This is a genomic window from Nocardioides sp. QY071 (genome assembly GCF_029961765.1).
Lineage (GTDB): Bacteria > Actinomycetota > Actinomycetes > Propionibacteriales > Nocardioidaceae > Nocardioides.
In genome coordinates this window covers 140,487-161,899 of the sequence record NZ_CP124681.1, presented here as the reverse complement: position 1 = coordinate 161,899, position 21,413 = coordinate 140,487, and the positions used below count along the sequence as shown (strand labels likewise).

General features: G+C 72.5%; 22 protein-coding genes and 1 pseudogene. 16 read left to right on the top strand and 7 right to left on the bottom strand.

Features of this window, described 5'->3' with window-relative positions:
• Positions 1-106: 106 nt before the first annotated feature.
• The gene (locus QI633_RS00755) at positions 107-730 is read left to right on the top strand and encodes a TetR/AcrR family transcriptional regulator (protein WP_141796382.1); all 624 of its coding nucleotides are present in this window, start codon (positions 107-109) and stop codon (positions 728-730) included.
• Here QI633_RS00755 and QI633_RS00750 read toward each other — a convergent pair.
• A complete protein-coding gene (locus tag QI633_RS00750; protein WP_282427792.1) occupies positions 715-1,611 on the bottom strand; it encodes a TIGR03619 family F420-dependent LLM class oxidoreductase in 897 nt (298 codons plus the stop codon). The genes QI633_RS00755 and QI633_RS00750 overlap by 16 nt on opposite strands.
• Before the next feature lie 158 nt (positions 1,612-1,769).
• On the opposite strand from QI633_RS00750, the gene QI633_RS00745 reads away from it, so the two are divergent.
• Together QI633_RS00745 and QI633_RS00740 are read left to right on the top strand one after the other, a co-directional pair.
• Positions 1,770-2,288, top strand: a complete 519-nt coding sequence (locus QI633_RS00745; RefSeq protein ID WP_141796383.1) for a SigE family RNA polymerase sigma factor — start codon at positions 1,770-1,772, stop codon at positions 2,286-2,288.
• Positions 2,281-2,907, top strand: coding sequence for a hypothetical protein (locus QI633_RS00740; protein WP_282427791.1), 627 nt, complete (start codon positions 2,281-2,283; stop codon positions 2,905-2,907). The genes QI633_RS00745 and QI633_RS00740 overlap by 8 nt, the downstream gene beginning before the upstream one ends.
• On the opposite strand, the gene QI633_RS00735 is transcribed toward QI633_RS00740, so the two are convergent.
• The 4 genes and pseudogenes from QI633_RS00735 to QI633_RS00725 form a co-directional block, all read right to left on the bottom strand.
• Complete coding sequence (locus QI633_RS00735) at positions 2,894-3,505, bottom strand: hypothetical protein (RefSeq protein WP_141796385.1); 612 nt, start codon at positions 3,503-3,505, stop codon at positions 2,894-2,896. The genes QI633_RS00740 and QI633_RS00735 overlap by 14 nt on opposite strands.
• 65 nt (positions 3,506-3,570) lie before the next feature.
• Complete coding sequence (locus tag QI633_RS00730; RefSeq protein ID WP_282427790.1) at positions 3,571-4,332, bottom strand: enoyl-CoA hydratase-related protein; 762 nt, start codon at positions 4,330-4,332, stop codon at positions 3,571-3,573.
• A 100-nt stretch (positions 4,333-4,432) separates the two neighbouring features.
• On the bottom strand, positions 4,433-4,723 hold the full coding sequence (locus QI633_RS27585) for a TrkA C-terminal domain-containing protein (protein ID WP_349016735.1): 291 nt from the start codon (positions 4,721-4,723) through the stop codon (positions 4,433-4,435).
• A gap of 39 nt (positions 4,724-4,762) precedes the next feature.
• Positions 4,763-5,623, bottom strand: a pseudogene (locus tag QI633_RS00725) (RimK family alpha-L-glutamate ligase); the annotation flags it as partial.
• Positions 5,624-5,646: 23 nt separating this feature from the next.
• On the opposite strand from QI633_RS00725, the gene QI633_RS00720 reads away from it, so the two are divergent.
• The 13 genes from QI633_RS00720 (at position 5,647) to QI633_RS00660 (ending at position 19,549) form a co-directional block, all read left to right on the top strand.
• Positions 5,647-6,153, top strand: a complete 507-nt coding sequence (locus tag QI633_RS00720) for a RimK/LysX family protein (RefSeq protein WP_174245170.1) — start codon at positions 5,647-5,649, stop codon at positions 6,151-6,153.
• Complete coding sequence (locus QI633_RS00715) at positions 6,153-7,112, top strand: succinylglutamate desuccinylase/aspartoacylase family protein (RefSeq protein WP_141796388.1); 960 nt, start codon at positions 6,153-6,155, stop codon at positions 7,110-7,112. Before QI633_RS00720 ends, QI633_RS00715 begins: the two co-directional genes overlap by 1 nt.
• 331 nt (positions 7,113-7,443) lie before the next feature.
• Complete coding sequence (locus QI633_RS00710; RefSeq protein ID WP_282427789.1) at positions 7,444-8,037, top strand: sigma factor-like helix-turn-helix DNA-binding protein; 594 nt, start codon at positions 7,444-7,446, stop codon at positions 8,035-8,037.
• A gap of 176 nt (positions 8,038-8,213) precedes the next feature.
• Positions 8,214-9,620, top strand: coding sequence for a LuxR family transcriptional regulator (locus tag QI633_RS00705; protein ID WP_282427788.1), 1,407 nt, complete (start codon positions 8,214-8,216; stop codon positions 9,618-9,620).
• 48 nt (positions 9,621-9,668) lie between these two features.
• Positions 9,669-11,171 carry a molybdopterin-dependent oxidoreductase gene (locus QI633_RS00700; protein ID WP_141796391.1) on the top strand — a complete coding sequence of 501 codons (1,503 nt, stop codon included), beginning with the start codon at positions 9,669-9,671 and terminating at the stop codon, positions 11,169-11,171.
• Between the two features lie 154 nt (positions 11,172-11,325).
• Positions 11,326-12,000 carry a fasciclin domain-containing protein gene (locus QI633_RS00695; RefSeq protein WP_141796392.1) on the top strand — a complete coding sequence of 225 codons (675 nt, stop codon included), beginning with the start codon at positions 11,326-11,328 and terminating at the stop codon, positions 11,998-12,000.
• A gap of 50 nt (positions 12,001-12,050) precedes the next feature.
• Complete coding sequence (gene sigK, locus QI633_RS00690) at positions 12,051-12,659, top strand: ECF RNA polymerase sigma factor SigK (protein ID WP_282427787.1); 609 nt, start codon at positions 12,051-12,053, stop codon at positions 12,657-12,659.
• Positions 12,656-13,438, top strand: a complete 783-nt coding sequence (locus QI633_RS00685) for an anti-sigma factor (protein WP_282427786.1) — start codon at positions 12,656-12,658, stop codon at positions 13,436-13,438. The genes sigK and QI633_RS00685 overlap by 4 nt, the downstream gene beginning before the upstream one ends.
• A gap of 9 nt (positions 13,439-13,447) precedes the next feature.
• Positions 13,448-15,466 (top strand): FAD-dependent oxidoreductase, encoded by a 2,019-nt coding sequence (locus tag QI633_RS00680; RefSeq protein WP_141796395.1) that lies wholly within the window; start codon positions 13,448-13,450, stop codon positions 15,464-15,466.
• Positions 15,463-16,743: a class I SAM-dependent methyltransferase gene (locus QI633_RS00675; RefSeq protein ID WP_282427785.1), complete on the top strand. Its 1,281-nt coding sequence runs from the start codon at positions 15,463-15,465 to the stop codon at positions 16,741-16,743. The genes QI633_RS00680 and QI633_RS00675 overlap by 4 nt, the downstream gene beginning before the upstream one ends.
• Positions 16,740-17,972 (top strand): cyclopropane-fatty-acyl-phospholipid synthase family protein, encoded by a 1,233-nt coding sequence (locus tag QI633_RS00670; protein WP_282427784.1) that lies wholly within the window; start codon positions 16,740-16,742, stop codon positions 17,970-17,972. The genes QI633_RS00675 and QI633_RS00670 overlap by 4 nt, the downstream gene beginning before the upstream one ends.
• Positions 17,969-18,784, top strand: coding sequence for a DUF1295 domain-containing protein (locus QI633_RS00665; RefSeq protein WP_282427783.1), 816 nt, complete (start codon positions 17,969-17,971; stop codon positions 18,782-18,784). The genes QI633_RS00670 and QI633_RS00665 overlap by 4 nt, the downstream gene beginning before the upstream one ends.
• A gap of 9 nt (positions 18,785-18,793) precedes the next feature.
• Positions 18,794-19,549, top strand: coding sequence for a tyrosine-protein phosphatase (locus QI633_RS00660; RefSeq protein WP_282427782.1), 756 nt, complete (start codon positions 18,794-18,796; stop codon positions 19,547-19,549).
• A 133-nt stretch (positions 19,550-19,682) separates the two neighbouring features.
• On the opposite strand, the gene QI633_RS00655 is transcribed toward QI633_RS00660, so the two are convergent.
• A complete protein-coding gene (locus QI633_RS00655; protein WP_141796400.1) occupies positions 19,683-20,294 on the bottom strand; it encodes an MBL fold metallo-hydrolase in 612 nt (203 codons plus the stop codon).
• Complete coding sequence (locus QI633_RS00650; RefSeq protein WP_282427781.1) at positions 20,291-21,406, bottom strand: S-(hydroxymethyl)mycothiol dehydrogenase; 1,116 nt, start codon at positions 21,404-21,406, stop codon at positions 20,291-20,293. The genes QI633_RS00655 and QI633_RS00650 overlap by 4 nt, the downstream gene beginning before the upstream one ends.
• Between the last annotated feature and the right edge of the window lie 7 nt (positions 21,407-21,413).

The following is a 21,413-nucleotide window of genomic DNA, read 5'->3' as shown; positions in this document are numbered from 1 at the left end:
ACAGGCGTGGGCAGGCAACTATCGGACGGGACAGCGAACTCCCACCAAAGGCAGTACCGTGGTAGGTGAACGGCCCGAAGCATCGCGTGTCCAAGGGGGGAACACGATGAGCATGACGTCCGGGGCAACGATGTCCCGCAAACCAAACCGCCGCGGCGTGGCCGCGCGCGAGAAGCTGTTGTCCACGGCGGTCGAGATGCTCGGGACCGGCCGCCCGGAGACGGTGTCGATCAACATGGTCGCGAAGGAGGCCGGGCTCAGCTGGGGCTCGGTACAGAACCTCTTCGGTGACTCCGACGGGTTCTGGTCCGCCGTCGCGGACCAGGTCGCCGAGGTCGGCCCCGACCTGTGGGGCACACCGAAGAGCACGACCCTGGCCGGCCGCGTGGCCGAGGTCGCCGAGCTCTACAGCTCGGTCCTCGAGTCGCCGTACGCCGTCACCGTCGAGACCATGCGCTGGGCTCTGCCGCGACCACTCGAGCTGCTCGCGGAGACCCATCCGCGCACGGCCGCGTCGATCCGGCACCTCGACGAGCTCTCGACACTGGCGTTCCTCCGCTTCTTCGACGGGGTCGAGGGCCTCGACGAGGAGCGGCGCGCCGCCATGTCCGAGCTGCTGCCGGCGATGCTGCGCAGCCTGCGCAACGAGCGACTGCTCGGCACCCACATCGACATCGACCGTGCCCACCGCACGATCGTGTCGCTGCTGACCGCCTACCTGGAGGGCTGAGCGCCCACCAGGGCCCGGGTCGGCGCGATCACCTCCGCGCCGAACCGGGTGATGCCGTCGAGGCGCTGCTCCAAGGTGGCGTCCGGCGGGTAGTAGTACATCCACGGCATCGTCATGCACATCGTCACGCCGCCGCGGGCGGCGCGGGCGAAGTCCTCGGGCGCGAAGGCGTCCGTGAGTGCCGGTACGACGGCGAACGGCGCGTCGGGATCCTTGCCCTCCTCGCGCCGCAGCGCCTGCAGCCGCTCGACGATCGCGATCGCCTCGTCGACCGTGGCCATGTCGCCGATCCAGCCGTCGTTGCGGGCCGCCCGGCGGAACGCGACGTCGGACAGCCCGCCCACCCAGACCGGGATCGGGCCGGGCGGCTCGGGCAGCATGGCCAGGCGCTCGCAGCTGTAGAACTCGCCGGCGAACTCGGTCCAGCCGGGCCGCCACAGCTCGCGCATCAGGTCCAGGCCCTCGTCGGTACGACGCCCGCGGGTCGCGAAGTCCTCCTCGAGCAGCTCGAACTCCTCGCGGCACCAGCCGACCCCGACGCCGAGGGCGACCCGGCCACCGGACAGGGCGGCCGCCGTACCCACCGCCTTGGCGACCACGAACGGGTTGCGCATCGCCGCGACGTAGATCGAGGTGAAGAACCGCAGCTCGGTGGTGACCTGGGAGAGCGCGCCGATGGTCACCCACGGGTCCGGCCAGTCGACGTCGGGCTTCCAGCGCCGGCCGCCGTCGCGGGTGTAGGGGTACGGCGTCGCGATCGTCTCCAGGTCGACGACGTGGTCGGCGAGGCTGAGCGCGGCGAAGCCGGCCTCCTCGGCGGCGCGCGCCAGCGGCACGAGCTGGTCGATCGGGTGGTAGGCGGTGACCATCGCGAAGTCCACGCGAGCACCCTAGGCGACAGGTAGAACATGTTCTAGAGAAGCGACACGCCGGAGTCCTCACCGAATCGGGCGGCTGATGCAACCCTCGGAGCCACGAACGGCCTTGGGGTAGTCGTGAACAAGTGGTCTCGGGAGTCACGGGAGGGGGTGAGCAGCGCGTGGACGCCGAGTTCGCCGCCTTCGTGGCGGCGAAGCAGCACGGCCTCCTGCGCTACGGCATGCTCCTGACCGGAGGCGACCCCCACACCGCCGCCGACCTCACCCAGGAGACCTTCCTGCGGCTCGGCCGGCGCTGGCGACACGTCCGCGACGTCGAGCACCAGGACGCCTACGCCCGGCGCACCATGACCCGCCTGTGGTGGACCCGCAGCAAGCGCGACCGGCGCGAGCAGCTGCGGGCCGAGCCCGAGGAGCGAGCGGCGACCACCGCGGGCCCGGACTGGGAGTCCGACGTGTGGGCCGCCCTCCAGCAGCTCCCGCCGCGACAGCGGGCCGTCCTCGTGCTGCGCTACTACGAGGACTGCTCCGAGAAGGAGATCGCCGAGGTCCTCGCCTGCCGTCCCGGCACGGTCAAGAGCCAGGCCAGCCGCGGGATGGCGAGCCTGCGCCGGCTGATGGGCGTGGAGCTCCCCGACCAGCTGCCCGACGACGTCGTGGGGAGGCCGGGCGATGAGTGACCTCGAGCGTCAGCTGCGCGCCTTCGTCCGCGACGGCGAGGTCCCGGTGCCCCACGTCCCCGACCTCCTCGAGCGGGTCGAGGCCGGCCAGCGCCGGCACCGTCAGCGCCGGGTGGCCCTGGTGGCGGCCACCGCGTGCGTGGTGACCGGGCTCGGCGTGGCGGGTGTCGTGCTCCGAGGCGGGGACGACCACGCCCCCGGCCCGGCCGCCTCCCCGGCGTGCGACACGGTGACCATCGGCCCGACCGGCGTCAACCCCGACGAGGTCGTGCTCGTGCTCGACGGACCCGCGGCTCGCCCGTGCCCTGTCGGACCCGGCGTGCGGATCACCGTCGGCAGCGACGCAGCGGCGACCAGCACCACCGTCCCCGCCACGTTCACACCGCTCTCGCTCGGCGTCGGACAGCGCGCCATGGTGACCGCGTCGTGGAGCAACTGGTGCGGTGGGGCGAACCCGGTCGCGCGGATCGACTTCCCCGACGGGTCGAGGGCCGAGGCGCGGCTCGGGGACGGCCTCCCGGCGTGCACCGACCCCGGGTCACCGTCCGTCCTGGAGTTCCGCCGCGCGCAGCTCGTCGACGTCCCCACCGGCGAGTCCGCCCCGCCTACCGCATCCTGACCGAGTTGGCCGCGCCGTCGAGCGCACCGAAGTAGCCCGAGCTCGAGACGTACCCGTAGGCCGCGCCGGCGTACCAGGCGTGGTTCCAGACCTTGAAGTCGCAGCGCGCGTAGCCGATGCCCGAGCGGATCCGGTTGCGCCACTCGGGGGTCAGGGTGGGCCAGGCCCACTCGACGCCCAGGTCGTCGTCGCAGCCGCTGGGCGCCTCCATGACGAGCGCGGCGCCGGTGCCGTTGAGGCCGTCGTAGAAGACCGCGGTCACGACCGACGCGAGAGGTACGCCGGCCCCGCGGAGCCCCGCTGTCTCGCCGGGGCCGGCCAGTCCGGACTCGATCGCCGCCACCGTGGCGGGCGCCGCGAGGTCGGCAGTCGTGAACCCGTCGGCCGGCTCCCCCGTCACCGCCTCCAGCAGCGCGTCGGCGCTCGGGTAGCACCGCACCTGGCCGGTCGTCGCCCGCATCAGGCAGGCCTCGTCGCTCGCCGCGGCCGACGGCGCCGCGTGGGCCGTCGTACCTCCCGACAGGACCGTCACCATCATCACCATCGTCGCCGCCGCGGCCACTCCCATCGCCGCGAGCCTGCTCGTCCTCGTGTCCACCGCTCCACCTCCACCGAGGCCCATGCTCCGGATCGGTCCACCGCAAACGCCTTCGCGCAGGCTGATCAGCCCTTCTTGCGGGTCAGGAACGCGGTCATCGCCTCGCGGGCCTCGTCGGAGCCGAACAGCCGGGCGCTGAGCTCGACCAGCTCCTCGCCCTTCGCGTCGATCCGCTCGAGCAGGTCGGCGGCGAGCAGCCTCTTGGTCTCGCGCAGGCCCTGGGCAGCGCCGGTGGCGAGCTTGCCGACCATGTCGTCGACGGTCGCGCGCAGGTCGCCGGCGGGGACGGCGACGGTCGCCAGCCCGTACGACGCCGCCTCGGCGCCCGTGAACACCTCGCCGCCGAGCGCGGTCCAGGCCAGCCCGCGCGGGGTGAGCCGCGGGAAGACGGTGAGCGAGATGACCGCGGGGGTCAGCCCGAGCTTGACCTCGGTCAGCGCGAAGGTGGCGTCGTCGGCGACGATGACGACGTCGGAGGCGGCCACGATGCCGATGCCGCCGGCGCGGGCGGCGCCCTCGACGACCGTCACGACCGGCTTGGCCGAGGCGACGATCTGGCGCTGCAGCGCCACGATCGCCCGGGCGCCCTCCTGCATCGGGACCGTCGAGGCCTCCGACAGGTCCGCACCCGAGCAGAACACCCGGCCCGACGAGGCCAGCACGATCACGCGGACGTCGTCCGCGGTGTCCGCGGTCGCCAGATGGCCGACCAGCTCGGTGACCAGCTGCCGCGAGAGCGCGTTGCGGTTGTGGGGCGAGTCGAGGGTGATCGTCGCGATGCCGTCAGCGACGTCGAGGTGGACCAGCTCGGCGGGTGCGTCAGTCATGCGGGCCATCCTGCCGCGTCCCGCCGCGTATCTGACGAATGGGCTGTGAAACCGCCGAGATCACAGCCCATTCGTCAGATACGCGCCCCGGACCCGACCCCTACGACTCGTGGATCGGCGTCTTCGGGAGCTTCTTGACCCGCGCGCGGCGCTTGGGGCGCGCGGGGATCATCGAGCGCATCTCCTCCAGCTTGCCGAAGCACAGCAGCCGGTCCTCGGCCTCGAGCACGTGGTGCGGGAACGGGTTGGGGATGACCAGGGTGCCGCGGTGCAGGGTCAGCACGGTGATGTCGCGGTCGCGCAGCCCGGAGTCACCGATCGACTTGCCGACGAGGTCGGCGTCGCCGTGGACGACGAGCTCGGCGACGCCGTACCCGGTCGAGACGGACAGCCGCTCGCGGACGTCGATCTGGGGGAAGGCGACCTGGTTGTCGATGTAGTCGATGATCGCGCCGGCGACGTCGAGCTTGGTGGCGGTCTCGATGCCCTCCAGGCCCGGGGAGGAGTTGACCTCCATGACGAGCGGTCCGGACTTGGCCTCGAGCATGTCCACACCGGCGACCTTGAGGCCCATGATCTGCGCGGCACGCACGGCGACCTGCTCGTACGCCGGGTCGAGCTCGACCCGCTCGACGCTGCCGCCGCGGTGCACGTTGGAGCGGAACTCGTCGCCCTGCGCGACCCGGCGCATCGCCGCGACCACCCGGTCGCCGACGACGAGCGCGCGCACGTCGCGACCCTTCGACTCCTTGACGAAGCGCTGGATGAGGACCTGCTGCTTGGTGCTCTGCAGGGTCTCGATGATCGCCTCGGCGACCTTGATGCTGGGCGCGAGGATGACGCCGATGCCCTGGGTGCCCTCGAGGAGCTTGATCACGACCGGGGCGCCGCCGACCCGCTCGATCGCGGGGATCACGTCGGCGCGGTCGCGGACGAAGGTCGTCGCGGGCATCCCGATGTTGTGACGCGAGAGGATCTGGGTGGCGCGCAGCTTGTCGCGTGAGTTGGCGATCCCGTTGGCGGTGTTGGGCGTGTAGACGTCCATCTGCTCGAACTGGCGCACGACGGCGGTGCCGAAGTACGTGATCGAGTTGCCGATCCGTGGCAGCACCGCGTCGTAGTCCGAGAGCTGCTTGCCGCGGAACTGCAGGTCGGGATCGTCGCCGGAGAGGTCGATGGAGAACCGGAGCGTGTTGAGCACCTTCACCTGGTGCCCCCGGTCGAGGGCGGCGGTGCGCAGCCGCTGGGTGCTGTAGGAGCGCGGGGCGCGGGAGAGGATCGCGAGCTTCATACCCGACCTGATTGGATTGGCTTGTGGACGCTGCCCATTCAACCAGCCCTCCGGTGGTCGCCGGGTGGCGCGAGTGGGTGCGTCTTCCGGGGCTCGGCCCTTCCGGCATCGGCCCGGTGAAGGCCAAGCTCGACACCGGCGCCCGTACGTCGGCGCTGCACGCCTTCGACCTCCACGAGTTCGAGCGCGACGGCCTCGCGTGGGTCCGGTTCTCCATCCACCCGTGGCAGCGCTCGGCCGAGGACGCGGTGTACGTCGAGTGCCCCGTCCACGACCGTCGTACGATCCGCAGCTCGACGGGCCACACGCAGGAACGCTTCGTGGTCCTCACCGAGCTCGAGCTCCTCGGGCACACGATCACCACCGAGGTGACGCTGACCAGGCGCGACGAGATGGGCTTCCGGATGCTGGTCGGCCGCGAGGCGCTGCGGCAGGGCTTCCTCGTCGACTCCGGCCGCTCGTACGTCGGCGGGCGGCCGCCGCGCAAGGTACGACGCAAGAACCGCGGACGCACCGGGGCCACCTCCTGATGGCGCTTCGTGAGTCGTTCGCGATCGGCAACGTGCGGGTGCGGGCCGGCTCGGCCAAGGAGGTCGAGCTCCCGATCACCCGGCTGGTGACCGGTGGCGACATCAGCCTCCCGGTCCGCGTGGTCCACGGCCGCGAGCCCGGGCCCACGGTCTGGGTCAACGCCGCGATCCACGGCGACGAGGTGATGGGTGTCGAGGTGGTGCAGCAGATCGTGGCGAGCCTGTCGCCCAAGACGCTGCGCGGCACGCTGGTCGCCGTACCCGTCGTCAACGTCTTCGGGTTCATGACCGGCGACCGCTACCTGCCGGACCGTCGTGACCTCAACCGCTCGTTCCCCGGCTCGGCCCGCGGCTCGTTGGCCAGCCGGATCGCGCACCTGTTCATGACTGAGGTCGTCGGCAAGTGCGACGTCGGCATCGACCTGCACACCGCCGCCGACCGGCGCAGCAACCTGCCCCAGATCCGCGCCGACCTCGACGACCCGCGCACCCGCGAGCTCGCCGAGACGTTCGGGGCGCCGGTGATGCTGCACGCGCGACTGCGCGACGGCTCGCTGCGCCAGGCCGCCCGCGACCGCGGCGCCCGGGTGCTGCTCTACGAGGCCGGCGAGGCGATGCGCTTCCAGGCCGAGCCGATCGCCGTCGGTGTCGCTGGCGTACGGCGCGTGCTCGCCTCCCTCGACATGATCGAGCCCGATCCCGCGTGGGCCGACCACCCCGCACCGGCGGAGTCCCGCTCCAGCGCCTGGGTCCGGGCCCGCGGCACCGGGATCCTGCACCTCGAGGTCAGGCTCGGCGACCGGGTCGAGTCGGGGCAGCGCCTCGGCGGCCTGTCCGACACCTTCGGCCGTCGGGTCCGGCTGGTCCACGCCGACCGCGACGGCATCGTGATCGGGCTGACCCGTGCGCCGATCGTCAACGCGGGCGACGCGCTCGTGCACATCGCGACGCCTGTGTGACCTATCCCACTCCGCGTCACATCGGGACGTCTCGGCGCTCTGAGAGGGCATGGCAACGCCGCGCAGTCGTCGTCCCACCGTCCTGGCGCCGTGGCGCCAACGCCTCCTGGGTCTGGCGCTGATCGCCGTCGCCCTTGCAGCACCGGTCGCCGTCGGGGCGGTGGATCCGACCTGGCCGCGGACAGCGACACCCCATCCCCGCTCTGCCCCGGAGACGCCTCTCTCCTCCCTCCCGCTCCTGCCCTGACGTCCTACCTCGCCGTCGAAGGTCATCCCTCGTCCCCTGCCTCGGTGGGATGATCACGCTCCCACGCCGGGCGATCCTCGGCTGGTGCTTCACCGCGAACAGGACCCCCACCCCACGACTGCAGGCGCAATGCCGGACGCGGGCGACCGCCAGGCCTCCGACGAGGAGCTCCTGCGCCGATTCCGTGCCGGCGACGACGCCGCCTTCGAAGCCCTCTACCGTCGTCACCTGCCGACCGCGACCGCCATTGCGGCCACGACGGGCTGCCACCGAACGCGCGGCGAGGACGCGGCCGCGGAGGCGTTCGCCAAGATCTTCCGAGCAATGCGTCGCGGACGCGGGCCCACCGAGAACTTCTGCGGTTACCTGGCGACCGCAGTGCGCAGGCTGTGCTACGAAACCATGCGACACGACGCACGGCACCTTCTCGTCGACGACTGGGCGGTCCTGGAACCGGTGGAGGTGGAGGCCCCTCCGCCTTTGACAGAGAGCCACGTGGGCGCGGCTCTGGCCGCCCTTCCGGCGCCTTGGCGTGAGCTGCTGTGGTGGATCGAGGTCGACGGTCACCCGACCGCCGCGATCGCGGCCGCGCAGGGACGCACGCCCGGTGCGGTCTCGGCCGCCGCTTCCCGGGCTCGGCGACGGCTACGCAACTCGCTCTCGTCGCCTGCCGCCTGAAACCCGTGGCGCCACGCTCGGCGTCGTACGCTCGCCCTGAGGCCAGGGAGTCGGTGCGTCACGCACCGAGCAGGGAGCGCCCGGGGGGGCTGATGGACGACTTTGTCGACGGTTGGGAGAGGTTCGCCGGCCTGTGTGGTGAGCTCAGCGGGCTCGTGCCCGGGTGGAATCCGTGGGTGGGAGCAGACACAGCGCCCGATCCGTCTCCGGAACCAGGGTCGGCGGCGCACCAGGAGCGCGCCGCCGACATCGTGATCCTCCGCCTCTGGACGGCGCTCGTCGAGCATCGTGTCGACGACGATGCCCTCGATCAGGCCGACGCCCTCGTGGGAGTCAGCGCTGCGCTGGATCCGGGGCGCCGGGCGCTGCTCCATCTCAACCTCGCAGCGACGTTGCAGGAGCACCTCGCCTCCGTCGATCTCGCAGCGATGAACCGCATCGAGCGCCACCTGGCCGCCGCACGCGACCTGGGCCAGCTGGTCGGGCTGGCCAGGGTGGCCGCGGCGGCGTTGTCACGGCTGGCGCTGATGGCCATGCTGCGCGGACAGGTGCCCAGCGCGCTCCACCACGCCGCGACTCTGCGGCACCTGTCGCGCGACGCGGCTGACGAGCTCGGAGGATCGTGGGAGCAACGCATCCGTCCCGTCGAGCAGTGGGCCCGCCACTGCACCAACGTCGCGATGGACGCAGCGCTGATCGACGATCTTGTGACCGCGGGCGACACCGGTCGCCGCAGCGCCATGGTCTGCGCGGTCACGACGGCGGTCCAGGCCTTGGCAGCCATCGACGCCGGCGAGGTGGAGCGGACCCGGCAGCTCCTTGACCGCGTACTCGATGACCCATTCGTCCGCACCGCCGGTCCGTGGCTGACGATGCTTGTCCTGCTCGACGGGTATCTGGCGATCAGCAGCCGCGACGAGCGGCGGCTGCAGGCCGCCGTCGAGGACCTGCGCCGGATGGACGCCGAGGCCGAGGCCCGGCTGCTGGAGGCCACGGAGCTCGTCCAGGACCGGGAGTACCCGAGCGCTCTGGAACGGTTGAGTCCCGTCACCGCCGCACAGATCCCATCGATCACGCTCACCTATCCCTCGACCTGCGTGCTGCAGGCTGTCGTGCACCACCGGCTCGGCGACCCCGACGCCGCACATCGACTGATCGCCCAGGCGCTGGCCGACACCCAGCGCACCGGCGTACTGCGGCCGTTCACGATCCACGACCCGGCCGTTATCCGGGAGCTCCTCTCGCACCTGGTCACCGACAATCCGGCCACCGAGGCGTGGCGGGCTGAGGTCGTCGCCGCGGTCGACCGTGCGATGAGGAGTCCGGCGAACCGGACCACATCGATCCGACTCCCCCTCGAGCAGACGGCGGTGGCCGTGGAGGCCTCCCCACTGACGACCCGCGAGAGCGAGGTACTCACCCTGCTCGCGCAGGGCGCCGACCAGAACGACCTGGCCGCCAAGCTCTTCGTCTCGGTCACCACCGTGAAGACCCACCTGCGATCGATCCGCCGCAAGCTCGACGTCGAACGAAGCCGGGACGCGGTTCGCATCGCCCAGAGCGCGGGGTGGATCGAGGAGTAGTCCGCGCACCGCGGCATCCGACTCGGGGTGGTGCTCCGAATACCGGGCATGACGACTCGCCTGCAATGGGCCTCCTACGGCGTCCTGTCCACCCTCGTCGGGATAGGGCTTGCCCACCTGGCAGCCGCGCTCAGCGACGCGGCCACCTCGCCCGTGCTCGCCGTCGGCTCGGCTGTCATCGATCGGACCCCCACCCCGATGAAGGAGTGGGCGATCCGCAACTTCGGGAGCGCAGACAAAGCGATCCTGGTCGGCTCGGTGCTGGCGGGGGTGCTGGTGCTCGCGGCGGTGGCCGGGCTCCTGGCCCGGCGCCGGTTCGCCGTCGGCGCCGGTCTGCTGGTGGCGCTGGTCGCCGTCGCCGGGGGCGCCGTGCTGACGCGGCCGGAGGTGGAGCCGCTCGACCTGCTGCCCTCCGTGGTCGCGGCCGTGGCGGCCGTGGCCGCACTGCGGCTCCTGGCCGGCACCCACCAGCAGGCGACTGCTGCCGAGGGCAGCCGTCGTACCGTCCTGCTGACCGTCACCGCCCTCGCCGCGCTGGCGGCCGTGGGCGGGGTCGCCGGACGCCTCGTGTCCGGCCTGCGCGCCCGCCCCGAGGACGTCACCCTCCCCACGCCGACCGACCCCGCCCCGCCGCTGCCCCGTGGGCTCGACGACCAGGTCCGCGGGATCACCCCGTTCCGCACGCCCACCGGCGACTTCTACCGGGTCGACACGCGGCTCGACGTGCCCGTGATCAGCGCCGACGACTGGTCCCTCACCATCGACGGCGACGTGGACCGCAAGGTCACGCTGAGCTTCGACGACCTGCTCGCCATGCCGATGGTCGAGCGCGACATCACGCTGACCTGCGTCTCCAACAGCGTCGGCGGTCCCTACGTCGGCGCCGCCCGCTGGCTCGGCGTACGACTCACCGACGTGCTCGACCTCGCCGGGATCGGGAGCACGAAGGCCGACCAGATCCTCTCGACCGACTTCGCCGGGATGACGATCAGCACGCCGCTCGCGCTCGCCACCGACGGCCGAGACGCCCTGGTCGCGGTGGGCATGAACGGCAGGGCACTGCCGCGCGAGCACGGGTTCCCCGTGCGGCTGGTGATCCCGGGCCTGTACGGGTTCATCAGCGCCACCAAGTGGCTGCGCCGCCTCACCCTGACGACGTACGACGACCGGCAGGCCTACTGGACCGAGCGCGGTTGGGCGACCGACGCGCCGATCAAGATCAGCGCCCGGATCGACACGCCGAAGGCGCTGGCCGAGCTCGACGCCGGCGACGTCGTGGTCGGCGGCGTCGCGTGGGCCCAGGAGCGCGGCGGGATCGCCGGGGTCCAGGTCCGCATCGACGGCGGACGGTGGGTCGACGCGCAGCTCGGCCCGGACGGCGGCGACGACTACTGGCGCCAGTGGTTCCACCGCTGGCCCGCCGAGCCGGGCTCGCACCGGATCGCGGTCCGCGCGGTCGCCGGCAACGGCGAGCCGCAGACCGCCGCCCGCGCGGAGCCGTTCCCCAACGGCGCCAGCGGGCTGCACGAGCTGCTCGTCCGGGTGTCCTGACCTCCCCCGATCCGTTCGATCGAACGGTCCGGGGGACTTCGCGGCCGAAAAACCCCTCAAACCGTTCGATCGAACGCAATCCGCGACCGCCACGGCTCCGAATCACCTGCACAAGGCACCACCGCACCGATCACCCTCCACGGAAGGCACCACCATGAAGCTCCAGAAGTTCCGCCGGGTCACCGGCGCCGGCATCGCCGTCCTCGCCCTCTCCGTCTCCCTCGCCGCCTGTGGCGACGACGGCGACGCGGCCGACGCGGGCAGCACCTCCAAGGGCGACTCGGGCATGACCAGCGACTCCCCGGCCGCCGAGGGCGCCGCCGCCCAGACCTTCGGTCCCGGCTGCTCGGCGATCCCGACCTCGGGCGCCGGCTCCTTCGACGGCATGGTCAAGGACCCGGTCGCCACCGCGGCCAGCAACAACCCGCTGCTCAGCACGCTGGTCACCGCGGTCACCAGCATCGACGGCCTGGCCGACACCCTCAACGGAGGCGAGGCGCTGACCGTCTTCGCGCCGTACAACGACGCCTTCGCCGAGATCCCCGAGGACCAGCTCAACGGCCTGGTCATGGAGGGCAAGGAGAAGGGTCAGGACAGCGCGCTCTACAAGGTGCTCGCCCACCACGTCCTCGGCGAGAACGACTCCGCCGACGACGTCGCTGGCGACAAGGAGACCCTCGCGGGCGACAAGCTGACCATCGAGGGCGACGCCGAGAGCGGCATGACCGTCTCCGACGGCACGGTCACCGCCAAGGTCCTGTGCGGCAACATCCCGACGGCGAACGCGACCGTCTACGTCATCGACAAGGTGCTCACCGGAGTCAAGTGACCCGATCCGGGCACTTCCCGCACACCAGCTGAACCGGAAGGATCACCACCATGGATCCGGTCCCCGGCGACCCGGCCGGCGCCCCCCACCCGGGGGCGCCGGCCGGCGGTCACGGTCCTGACCTGGGAGCGCTGCTGCGGCAGTCCGCCCGGGGAGACAACGCCGCCTTCGCCACGTTGTACGACGCCACCGCGGCTCGCGTCCACGGACTCGCGCTGCGCGTGGTGCGCGACCGGGCGCAGGCCGAGGAGGTCACCCAGGAGGTGTTCCTCGAGGTGTGGCGCCAGGCGAGCAGGTACGACGCGGAGCGCGGCAGCGCACTGGCGTGGCTGATGACCATCACCCACCGCAAGGCGGTCGACCGGGTCCGCAGCGCGCAGGCCGCGAGCCGGCGCGACGTGACCTGGGAGCAGCGCAACCAGAGCATCGAGCACGACACGACCGCCGAGGCCGCCCACGCCTCGCTCGAGGCGCACCGCGTGCGTGCAGCGCTCGGTCAGCTCACCGAGGTCCAGCGCGAGGCGATCGAGCTGGCGTACTTCGGCGGCTACACCCACACCGAGGTGGCCGCCCTGCTCGACCTACCGGTCGGGACAGCGAAGACCAGGATCCGCGACGGCCTCATCCGGCTGCGCGACACGATCGGAGTAGGACGATGACCGATCACGACCAGACGCCCGGCTGGGACGTGCACGCGCTCTCCGGCGCGTACGCCGTCGATGCGCTCGACGACGTGGAGCGGGCCCACTTCGAGGCCCACCTGGCCCAGTGCGCCGAGTGCCGCGACGAGGTGGACGGCCTCCGTGAGGCCGCAGCGGTGCTGGGGAGCGCCGAGCCGGTCGAGCCGCCGGCCGCCCTCCGGGACCGGGTCCTCGAGGGGATCACCCAGATCCGGCCGCTGCCGCCGCAGAGCACGCCCGCACCCGCGGATGCGCCGGTGGACCTCGCCACGGCCCGCCGTCGGATCCGGCCGGGCCGGCTCGGCCGGACCGGCAACCTGCTGCTGGTGGCCGCGGTCCTCGTCCTGGTGGCTGCGGCGGGCGGGCTCCTGCTGCGGCCCTGGGCCGACGACACCCCGGCGAAGCCCACGCTGACCGCCGCCGAACGGGTCCTGGCCGCCGCCGACGCCACCTCGGTCGACAAGAGGTTCCCGGACGGGTCCACCGCCACCATCGTGGTCTCGCGCAGCGAGGGCCGCGCCGTCATCCGGACGACCGACATGGCGCCCGCCCCCGACGGCAAGGTCTACGAGCTGTGGCTGCAGACCCCGGCAGGCGAGATGGAGGCAGCCGGCCTGATGCCCGACCTGCGCGACGCGACGGTGCTCCTGGACGGGGACGCCTCCCGGGCGACCGGCGTCGGGATCACGGTGGAGCCCGACGGCGGTTCCGACCAGCCCACCAGCCAGCCCATCGCCTTCTTCACCCTGGACTCCTAGGGGCCAGCCATGACCACGACACCACGGCGGATCGCCGTGGTGGGCTCCGGCGTCGCCGGGCTCACCGCGGCCTACCTCGCCTCCCGCACCTCGACCGGCGCCCGGGTGACCCTGTTCGAGGCCGACGACCGGCTCGGCGGCCACGCCGACACCCACACGGTCACCGACCCGACGGGTCGCGAGCTGCGCATCGACAGCGGGTTCATCGTCCACAACCGGCGCACCTACCCGGTGCTGACCCGGATCCTCGACGAGCTCGGCGTGCCGACCCAGGCCTCCGAGATGTCGATGTCGACCAGCGACGAGGTGACCGGCCTGGAGTGGGCCGGTGCGCTCGGGCGGCGCGGGCTGTTCCCCGCCGGCGCGGGCAACCACCGCAACCCGGCGTACCTGCGGATGCTGGCCGAGGTGCCGCGCTTCCACCGGGCGGCGCGACGCCTCCTCGATGCCCGCACCGACGACCTCACCACCCTGGCCGCCTTCCTCGACCACCACGGCTTCTCGCCGTACTTCCGACGGCACTTCATGGAGCCGCTCGTCGCGGCGGTGTGGTCCTGCGACCCGGACACGGCGCTGGACTACCCGGCGGCGTACCTGTTCGCCTTCCTCCAGCACCACGGCATGCTCGCCGTGTTCGGCTCCCCGCCGTGGCGCACGGTGACGGGCGGATCGGCGACCTACGTGTCGGCGATCGCCGCGGCGCTGGAGGCCGCGGGCGGCCGGATCCGCACCGCCACCCCGGTGCTCGCCCTCGAGGAGACCGACGAGGGCGTCGAGGTGACCACGCCCGCCGGGCGGGAGGCGTACGACGCCGTGGTGGTCGCCACCCATCCCGACCAGGCGCTCGGGATGCTCGCGGCGCCGACGCGTGAGCAGAAGGAGGTGCTCGACGCGATCCCGTACACGAGCAACACCGCCCTGCTGCACACCGACACCCGCCTGCTGCCGCGCTCCCGCGACGCCTGGGCGTCGTGGAACTTCCGTCGCCCGCGGGTCGCCCAGGAGCGGGTCCAGGTCACCTACGACCTCACGCGGCTGCAGCGGCTGCCCACCGACACCCACTACCTGGTGACCCTCGGCGGCCAGGACGACGTCGACCCCGCCAGCGTGCTGGTCCGGCGCGAGTACGCCCATCCGCTGTACACACCGGAGTCGGTCGCCGCCCAGGCCAGGCTGCCCGGGATCGACACCGACCGGGTCGTGTTCGCCGGCGCCTACCACGGCTGGGGCTTCCACGAGGACGGCGCGCGGTCCGGGCAGCGGGCGGTCGAGCGGCTGGGGCTGCTCTCCCCGGAGCGTGTCGCCGCGACGACGTACGCCACGACCCTGGTGCACCGGCGTCGCGAGCCGCTGCGCAACGACTTCACCCACCGCTCGCACCTCACCGTCGTCGACCTCGACCGGGTCGCGGGCGACGGGTCGGTCGAGGGCGTGGGCGGCCGGTTCCTGGGGCGCGACCACTTCGCCGGCGACGACGCCTCCGTGCGCGAGGGACTTGACCGGTTCCTGGCCGCGCACGCCATCGACCTGCGGGGCGGCCGCGCCCTGATGGCCGCCCAACCCCGGGCCCTCGGGCACTGCTTCAACCCGATCACGGTCCACTGGTGCTGGGCCGCGGGCGAGGAGGACGGCCGTCCCGCAGCCACCGTCGTCGAGGTGCACAACACCTATGGCGACCGGCACGCCTACCTGCTCGACCCCGAGCGCACCAGCGCCGAGGGCCGTTGTGTCGTCGACAAGGCGATGTACGTCTCGCCCTTCCACGGGACCGACGGGCACTACGAGGTGCTCGCACCGCCGCCCGACCCGGCGACCGGCCGGCTGCACCTGGGTGTCCGCCTCGTCACCGACGACGGCGCCCGGTTCGACGCCACCCTCACGGGTACCCCCACGACACCTCCCCGGCTGCCGCTCGCCGGCCTGCGTGGTGCGGCCCTGATCAGGGCGCACGGCATCGCGCTGTGGGCCCGCCGCCTGCCGGTCCAGCCCCGACCGCGCCCGTCCTCTCCCGAAGGAGACCACCGATGACGCTCACGGCCTCCCCCACCACCACCTGGCCCGGCCTCGCCCCGGTCCCCGAGGGCGGGCTCTCCGCCCGGATCGCCGAGCGCCTGTTCCGCGCGGCGGTCGCCCGCCGCAACGTCACGGTGCGTCTGCGGCGGCCCGACGGCACCGTCGAGCAGCTCGGGCTCGGCGGGCCCGCCGTCGTCGTGCACCGTCCGGCCGAGCTGTTCGCCCGCGTCGGACGGGACAAGCTGATCGGCTTCGGCGAGGCATACCTGACCGGCGCCTGGGCCGAGGACGGCGTCCCGGGCGACGGCGTCCTCGGCGAATTCCTCACCGTGCTCGCCGCGGACATCGCCGACCTGGTCCCGCGCAGCCTGCAGCGCCTGCGCGGCGTCGTCTCACCGCGCCTGCCCCGCAGCCACCGCGGCACGCGGGAGAACACCCAGGCGAACGTGGCCCACCACTACGACCTGTCCAACGACCTGTTCGCGGCCTTCCTCGACCCGACCCTGTCCTACTCGAGCGCCCTGTTCGACGACCTGGCCACGGCCCTGTCCGAGGACTTCGCCGCCGCCCAGCACCGCAAGATCGACCGGCTGCTCGACCGGGCCGGGGTCACCACCGGAACCCGGCTGCTCGAGATCGGCACCGGCTGGGGCGAGCTGGCGATCCGGGCCGCCGCCCGTGGCGCGAGCGTCCGGTCGATCACCCTGTCGGTCGAGCAGCAGGCGCTGGCACAAGAACGGATCGCCGCGGCCGGGTGCGCCGACCGGGTCGACGTCGACCTGTGCGACTACCGGGCGCTGCTCGACGAGCCCGCCGCGGCGTACGACGCCGTGGTGTCGGTGGAGATGATCGAGGCGGTCGGTCGCGAGTTCTGGCCGTCGTACTTCCGCACCATCGACCATGCGCTCGCCCCGGGTGGCCGGGTGGCGATCCAGGCGATCACGCTGCCCCACGACCGGATGCTCGCCACCGGGTCGACGCACACCTTCATCACCAAGTACATCTTCCCCGGCGGCGCGCTGCCCTCGGTGCGGGCGATCGACGACGTGACCCGGCGACACACCGCCCTGCGGATCACCGACGACCTCGCCATGGGCCGGCACTACGCCCCCACCCTGCAGCGGTGGGACCGGGCGTTCCTCGCCGCGCGCGAGCGGGTGGCGGACCTCGGCTTCGACGCGACCTTCGTGCGGATGTGGCACTTCTACCTCGAGTACTGCCGCGCCGGCTTCGCCGCCGACTACATCGACGTGCACCAGCTGGTGCTGGCCCGGCCGGAGGAGGGCCGATGAGCACGACGGTCGCAACGGATCTCGAGCACGCACTGCGACCGTTCGTCGGCGGCGACCTGCCGGTGCGCCTGGTCGCCTGGGACGGTACGACGGCCGGCCCGGTCGACGCGCCGGTCGTCGAGGTCCGCTCGCCCGACGCGCTGCGCCGGCTGCTCTGGCACCCCGGCGAGCTGGGGGCCGCGCAGGCCTACGTGACCGGGGAGCTCGACGTACCGGGTGACCTGGACGCGGCCCTCACCCACGCCTTCGCGGTGGCCTCCGAGCGCGACCTGCCCAGCCGGCCGTCGTTGCGCGCGCTCGCGGGGGCGGTGCGGACCGCCGTCGGCCTCGACCTGCTCGGTCGGCCACCGACGGCACCGGCCACCCAGGCGCGGGTCCGGGGCAGGCTGCACAGCAAGGACCGTGACCGCCGGGCGATCAGCCATCACTACGACACCACCGCCGACTTCTACTCGCTGGTCCTCGACGAGCGGACCATGGCGTACTCCTGCGGCTACCACTCCTCGCCCGACCAGCCGCTGGCCGACGCGCAGGAGGCCAAGCTGGACCTGGTCTGCCGCAAGCTCGGCCTGGAGCCGGGGATGCGGCTGCTCGACGTCGGCTGCGGGTGGGGATCGCTGTCGCTGCACGCGGCCGAGCACTTCGGCGCCCGGGTGGTCGGCGTGACGATCTCGGCCGAGCAGCGGAGATTCGCCGAGGCGGCCGCCCGGCGCCGGGGCGTGGCCGACCTGGTCGAGATCCGGCTGTGCGACTACCGCGACGCGGTGCCGCTCCCGGGCGCGGAGTACGACGCGGTCGCGTCACTCGAGATGGGCGAGCACGTCGGGGAGCGGAACTACCCGGCGTACGCACGGGTGCTGCACGACTCCGTCCGTCCGGGCGGCCACGTCCTGGTCCAGCAGATGTCGCGCGGCGCGAACCACCCCGGCGGCGGGCCGTTCATCGAGTCCTTCATCGCTCCCGACATGCACATGCGGCCGGTCGGCGCGACGATCGGCCTGCTGGAGGACGCCGGACTGGAGCTGCGCGGGGTCGAGGCGCTGCGCGAGCACTACGTGCTGACCGTCGCCGGCTGGCTGGCCCGGTTCGAGGAGAACCTCGACGCGATCACCGCGCTGGTCGGCGAGGAGCTGGTCCGGGTCTGGCGGCTCTACCTCGTCGGTGGCTCGATGGCGTTCCGCGACGGGCGGATGGGCGTCGACCAGCTGCTGCTGCGGAGACGGGCATGAGCGTGGTCGTCAGCATCGTGCTGTCCGTCGCCGCCGCGGCCGTGGTGATGGCGGTGACCGCGCTGGTCGCCCGCCGCCAGGGCCGGGTGGCCGTCGTCGACGTGGCCTGGGGGGTCGCGTTCGCCGGGGACGCGCTGGCGTGTGGGGCCGGCGCGGTCCTGACGGACGCGGGCACGCCGTGGCGCTCGTGGCTCCTGGTGGCGCTGGTGGTGCTCTGGGGCGGGCGGCTGGCCTGGCACATCGGCCGCCGGGCGGCCCAGCACCGCGGCGAGGACCCGCGCTACGAGAAGCTGCTCGGCGGCAGCCTCGCGGAGGTCGGCATGGGCCGCGCGGTGCGGAAGGTGTTCGCGCTGCAGGGCGCGATCGTGCCGGTGATCGCGCTGCCCGTCTCGGTCGGCGTGGTGCTCGCGGTGCGGTGGTGGCCGGTGGTGCTCGTCGGCGCGGTGGTGTGGGCCGTCGGGCTGTTCTTCGAGGCGGTGGGCGATGCCCAGCTGGCGGCGTACCGCTCCCGACCGCGCGACCAGCGCCCGCCGGTCCTCGACACAGGGCTGTGGGCATGGACCCGGCACCCGAACTACTTCGGCGACGCGTGCGTGTGGTGGGGCCTGTGGCTCGCCGGCGGTCTCGCGTCCGGCTGGGTCGCCGGCCTGGCCACCGTCGTCGCGCCGCTCGCGATGACCTGGTTCCTCAGCGAGGCGACCGGGGCCAAGCTGATCGAGCAGACGATGATGCAACGACCCGGCTATGCGTCGTACGCCGCCCGGACCTCGCGCTTCCTCCCCCGACCGCCACGAGGTCGGCACGTCTCCTAGGGTCGTGCCGTGACCCAGGACCAGGAGTATCTCCGGCTCGCCTCGGCCGACAACTTCCGCGACGTGGCCGGCCCCGGCTACGCCACCCGCGACGGCGGCAAGCTCCGCACCGGCGTCTTCTACCGCTCCAACGACCTGCGCCTGACCGGCGACGACTTCGCCGCGTTGCAGGCGATCGGGCTGACCGCGGTCATCGACCTGCGCTCCCCCACCGAGATCGCCGTGCACCCCGACCCCGAGGTCCCCGGCGCCGAGAACCTCCACTTCGACGCCATCGGCATCCCGATCGAGCGGCTCTCCAGCCTCACCAGCCACGCCGAGGCGGTCGCGCTGATGGACGAGGTCTACCGCGGCTTCGTCGTCGAGCAGCACTGCCGCACCGCCTTCGGCGGCGTGCTCCGCCAGCTCGCCGCCGGCGGCCCCCAGCTCTTCCACTGCTCGCAGGGCAAGGACCGCACCGGCTGGGTCGCCGCCCTGCTGCTCCACGTCGCGGGCGTCGACGACCCGACGATCGAGAGTGACTACCTGCTCACCAACGCCCGCAGCGCCGCCTCCCGGGCCCGGGTGGAGGCCGAGATCGAGAAGCACGGCGGGCCCGACCTCGTCGCCGTCTACGAGCCGACGCTCGTGGTCGACGTGGAGTACCTCGACGCCGCGTGGGCTGCCGTCGAGGAGCTGTACGGCGACCGGTCGGCGTACCTGCGCGACGGGTTGGGGCTCGACGACGCCACGCTGGACCGGCTGCGCGAGCTGCTGCGGGCCTGATCGGTGGTGCGCGGGCTCGACCGCTGTAACACGCTGTCCACCCGACTACCCGACGGTTGTCAGCAGCGCGACGGCGTGTCGCGCGGCGTGTCGCGACGTGGACAGCGTGTTACAGCACGGGCCGCCGAACGGGTCAGGCGCCCAGGAGCTCCCGCTCCGCGGCGATGGTGGTGTCCTCGCCGTGCCCGGTGTGCACGACCGTGTCACCGGGCAGGTCGAACAACCGCTTGCGGATCGAGGCCTCCAGGGTGGGCCGGTCGCTGTAGGAGCGACCGGTCGCACCGGGACCGCCGTGGAACAGCGTGTCGCCGGTGAACACGCAGCCCAGGTCGGGGGCGTAGAGGCACACCGCACCCGGGGCGTGGCCCGGAGTGTGGAGCACCTGCAGCGTCGTACCGCCCACCTCCAGGGTCTGGCCGTCGGCGAGGTCCACGTCCCACAGGTACTGGGTGTGGGTGAGCTCCCACAGCGGCCTGTCGTCGGGGTGCAGCAGGATCGGGGCGACGACCTTCTCCCGCAGCTCAGGGGCGACGCGGACGTGGTCGTCGTGGGCGTGGGTGCACACGATCGCCTTCACCCGCCGGTCCCCGACCACGGCCAGGATGTCGTCGACCGAGTGCGGGGCGTCGATCACCACACACTCGGTGTCGTCACCGACGACCCACACGTTGTTGTCGACGTCGAAGGTCTCCCCGTCGAGGCTGAACGTCCCCGACGTCACGGCATGATCGACCCGAGCAGTCACAGGATGACCACCGAGCGCAGCACGTCGCCGTGGTGCATCTTGTCGAACGCGGCCTCGATGTCCTCGATGCCGATCTCCTCGGTCACGAACGCGTCCAGGTCCAAACGACCCTGCTGGTACAGGTCGACAAGCATCGGGAAGTCACGCGAGGGCAGGCAGTCGCCGTACCAGGACGACTTCAACGCGCCACCGCGGCCGAACACGTCGATCAGCGGGATCTCCGGGATCTTCATGTCCGGGGTCGGCACCCCGACGAGGACGACGGTGCCGGCCAGGTCGCGGGCGTAGAACGCCTGCTTCCACGTCTCCGGACGACCCACCGCCTCGACCACGACATCGGCACCGTCGGCACCCTCATAGGTCTCGCCGCAGATCCGCTTGATCTCCGCCACCGGGTCGACCTGAGTCGAGTCGACGGTGTGGGTCGCGCCCATCTCCCGCGCCTTGGCGAGCTTCTTCGCGTCGATGTCGACCGCGATGATCGGCGAGGCACCCGCCAGAGCGGCACCCGCGATCGCGGCCACACCGACCCCACCGCAACCGATGACCGCGATCGACTTGCCCCGGCCCACGGCACCGGTGTTGATCGCCGCACCGATCCCGGCCATCACACCGCAACCCAGCAGACCGACCGCGGCCGGGCGGGCCTTCGCGTCGACCTTCGTGCACTGGCCCGCGGCGACCAGGGTCTTCTCCGCGAACGCACCGATCCCCAACGCCGGCGACAGCTCCGTGCCGGCATCATCACCCTCGGCCAGCGTCATCTTCTGGGTCGCGTTGTGGGTGTTGAAGCAGTACTGCGCCTCACCGCGCCTGCAGGCCCGGCACTCACCACACACCGCACGCCAGTTCAACACCACGAAGTCCCCCGGAGCCACCGAGGTCACGTCCGGCCCGATGGCCTCCACGACCCCCGAGGCCTCGTGCCCCAGCAGGAACGGGAAGTCGTCATTGATCCCACCCTCGCGGTAGTGCAGGTCCGTGTGGCACACCCCGCACGAGAGCACCTTCACCACCGCCTCGCCCGGACCCGGGTCGGGCACATTGATCGTCACGACCTCCACCGGCGCACCCTTGGCCCTGGCGACGACGGCCTTCACCTGCTGACTCATGTACTCC

Excerpts from the sequence above, each read along its gene's own strand:
- sigK (WP_282427787.1), top strand. The coding sequence starts at position 12,051 with ATGGATCCGGTCCCCGGCGACCCGGCCGGCGCCCCCCACCCGGGGGCG.
- QI633_RS00680 (WP_141796395.1), top strand. The coding sequence starts at position 13,448 with ATGACCACGACACCACGGCGGATCGCCGTGGTGGGCTCCGGCGTCGCC.
- QI633_RS00665 (WP_282427783.1), top strand. The coding sequence starts at position 17,969 with ATGAGCGTGGTCGTCAGCATCGTGCTGTCCGTCGCCGCCGCGGCCGTG.
- QI633_RS00715 (WP_141796388.1), top strand. The coding sequence starts at position 6,153 with ATGGCGCTTCGTGAGTCGTTCGCGATCGGCAACGTGCGGGTGCGGGCC.
- QI633_RS00685 (WP_282427786.1), top strand. The coding sequence starts at position 12,656 with ATGACCGATCACGACCAGACGCCCGGCTGGGACGTGCACGCGCTCTCC.
- QI633_RS00695 (WP_141796392.1), top strand. The coding sequence starts at position 11,326 with ATGAAGCTCCAGAAGTTCCGCCGGGTCACCGGCGCCGGCATCGCCGTC.
- QI633_RS00755 (WP_141796382.1), top strand. The coding sequence starts at position 107 with ATGAGCATGACGTCCGGGGCAACGATGTCCCGCAAACCAAACCGCCGC.
- QI633_RS00650 (WP_282427781.1), bottom strand. The coding sequence starts at position 21,406 with ATGAGTCAGCAGGTGAAGGCCGTCGTCGCCAGGGCCAAGGGTGCGCCG.
- QI633_RS00700 (WP_141796391.1), top strand. The coding sequence starts at position 9,669 with ATGACGACTCGCCTGCAATGGGCCTCCTACGGCGTCCTGTCCACCCTC.
- QI633_RS00670 (WP_282427784.1), top strand. The coding sequence starts at position 16,740 with ATGAGCACGACGGTCGCAACGGATCTCGAGCACGCACTGCGACCGTTC.
- QI633_RS00740 (WP_282427791.1), top strand. The coding sequence starts at position 2,281 with ATGAGTGACCTCGAGCGTCAGCTGCGCGCCTTCGTCCGCGACGGCGAG.
- QI633_RS00675 (WP_282427785.1), top strand. The coding sequence starts at position 15,463 with ATGACGCTCACGGCCTCCCCCACCACCACCTGGCCCGGCCTCGCCCCG.
- QI633_RS00730 (WP_282427790.1), bottom strand. The coding sequence starts at position 4,332 with ATGACTGACGCACCCGCCGAGCTGGTCCACCTCGACGTCGCTGACGGC.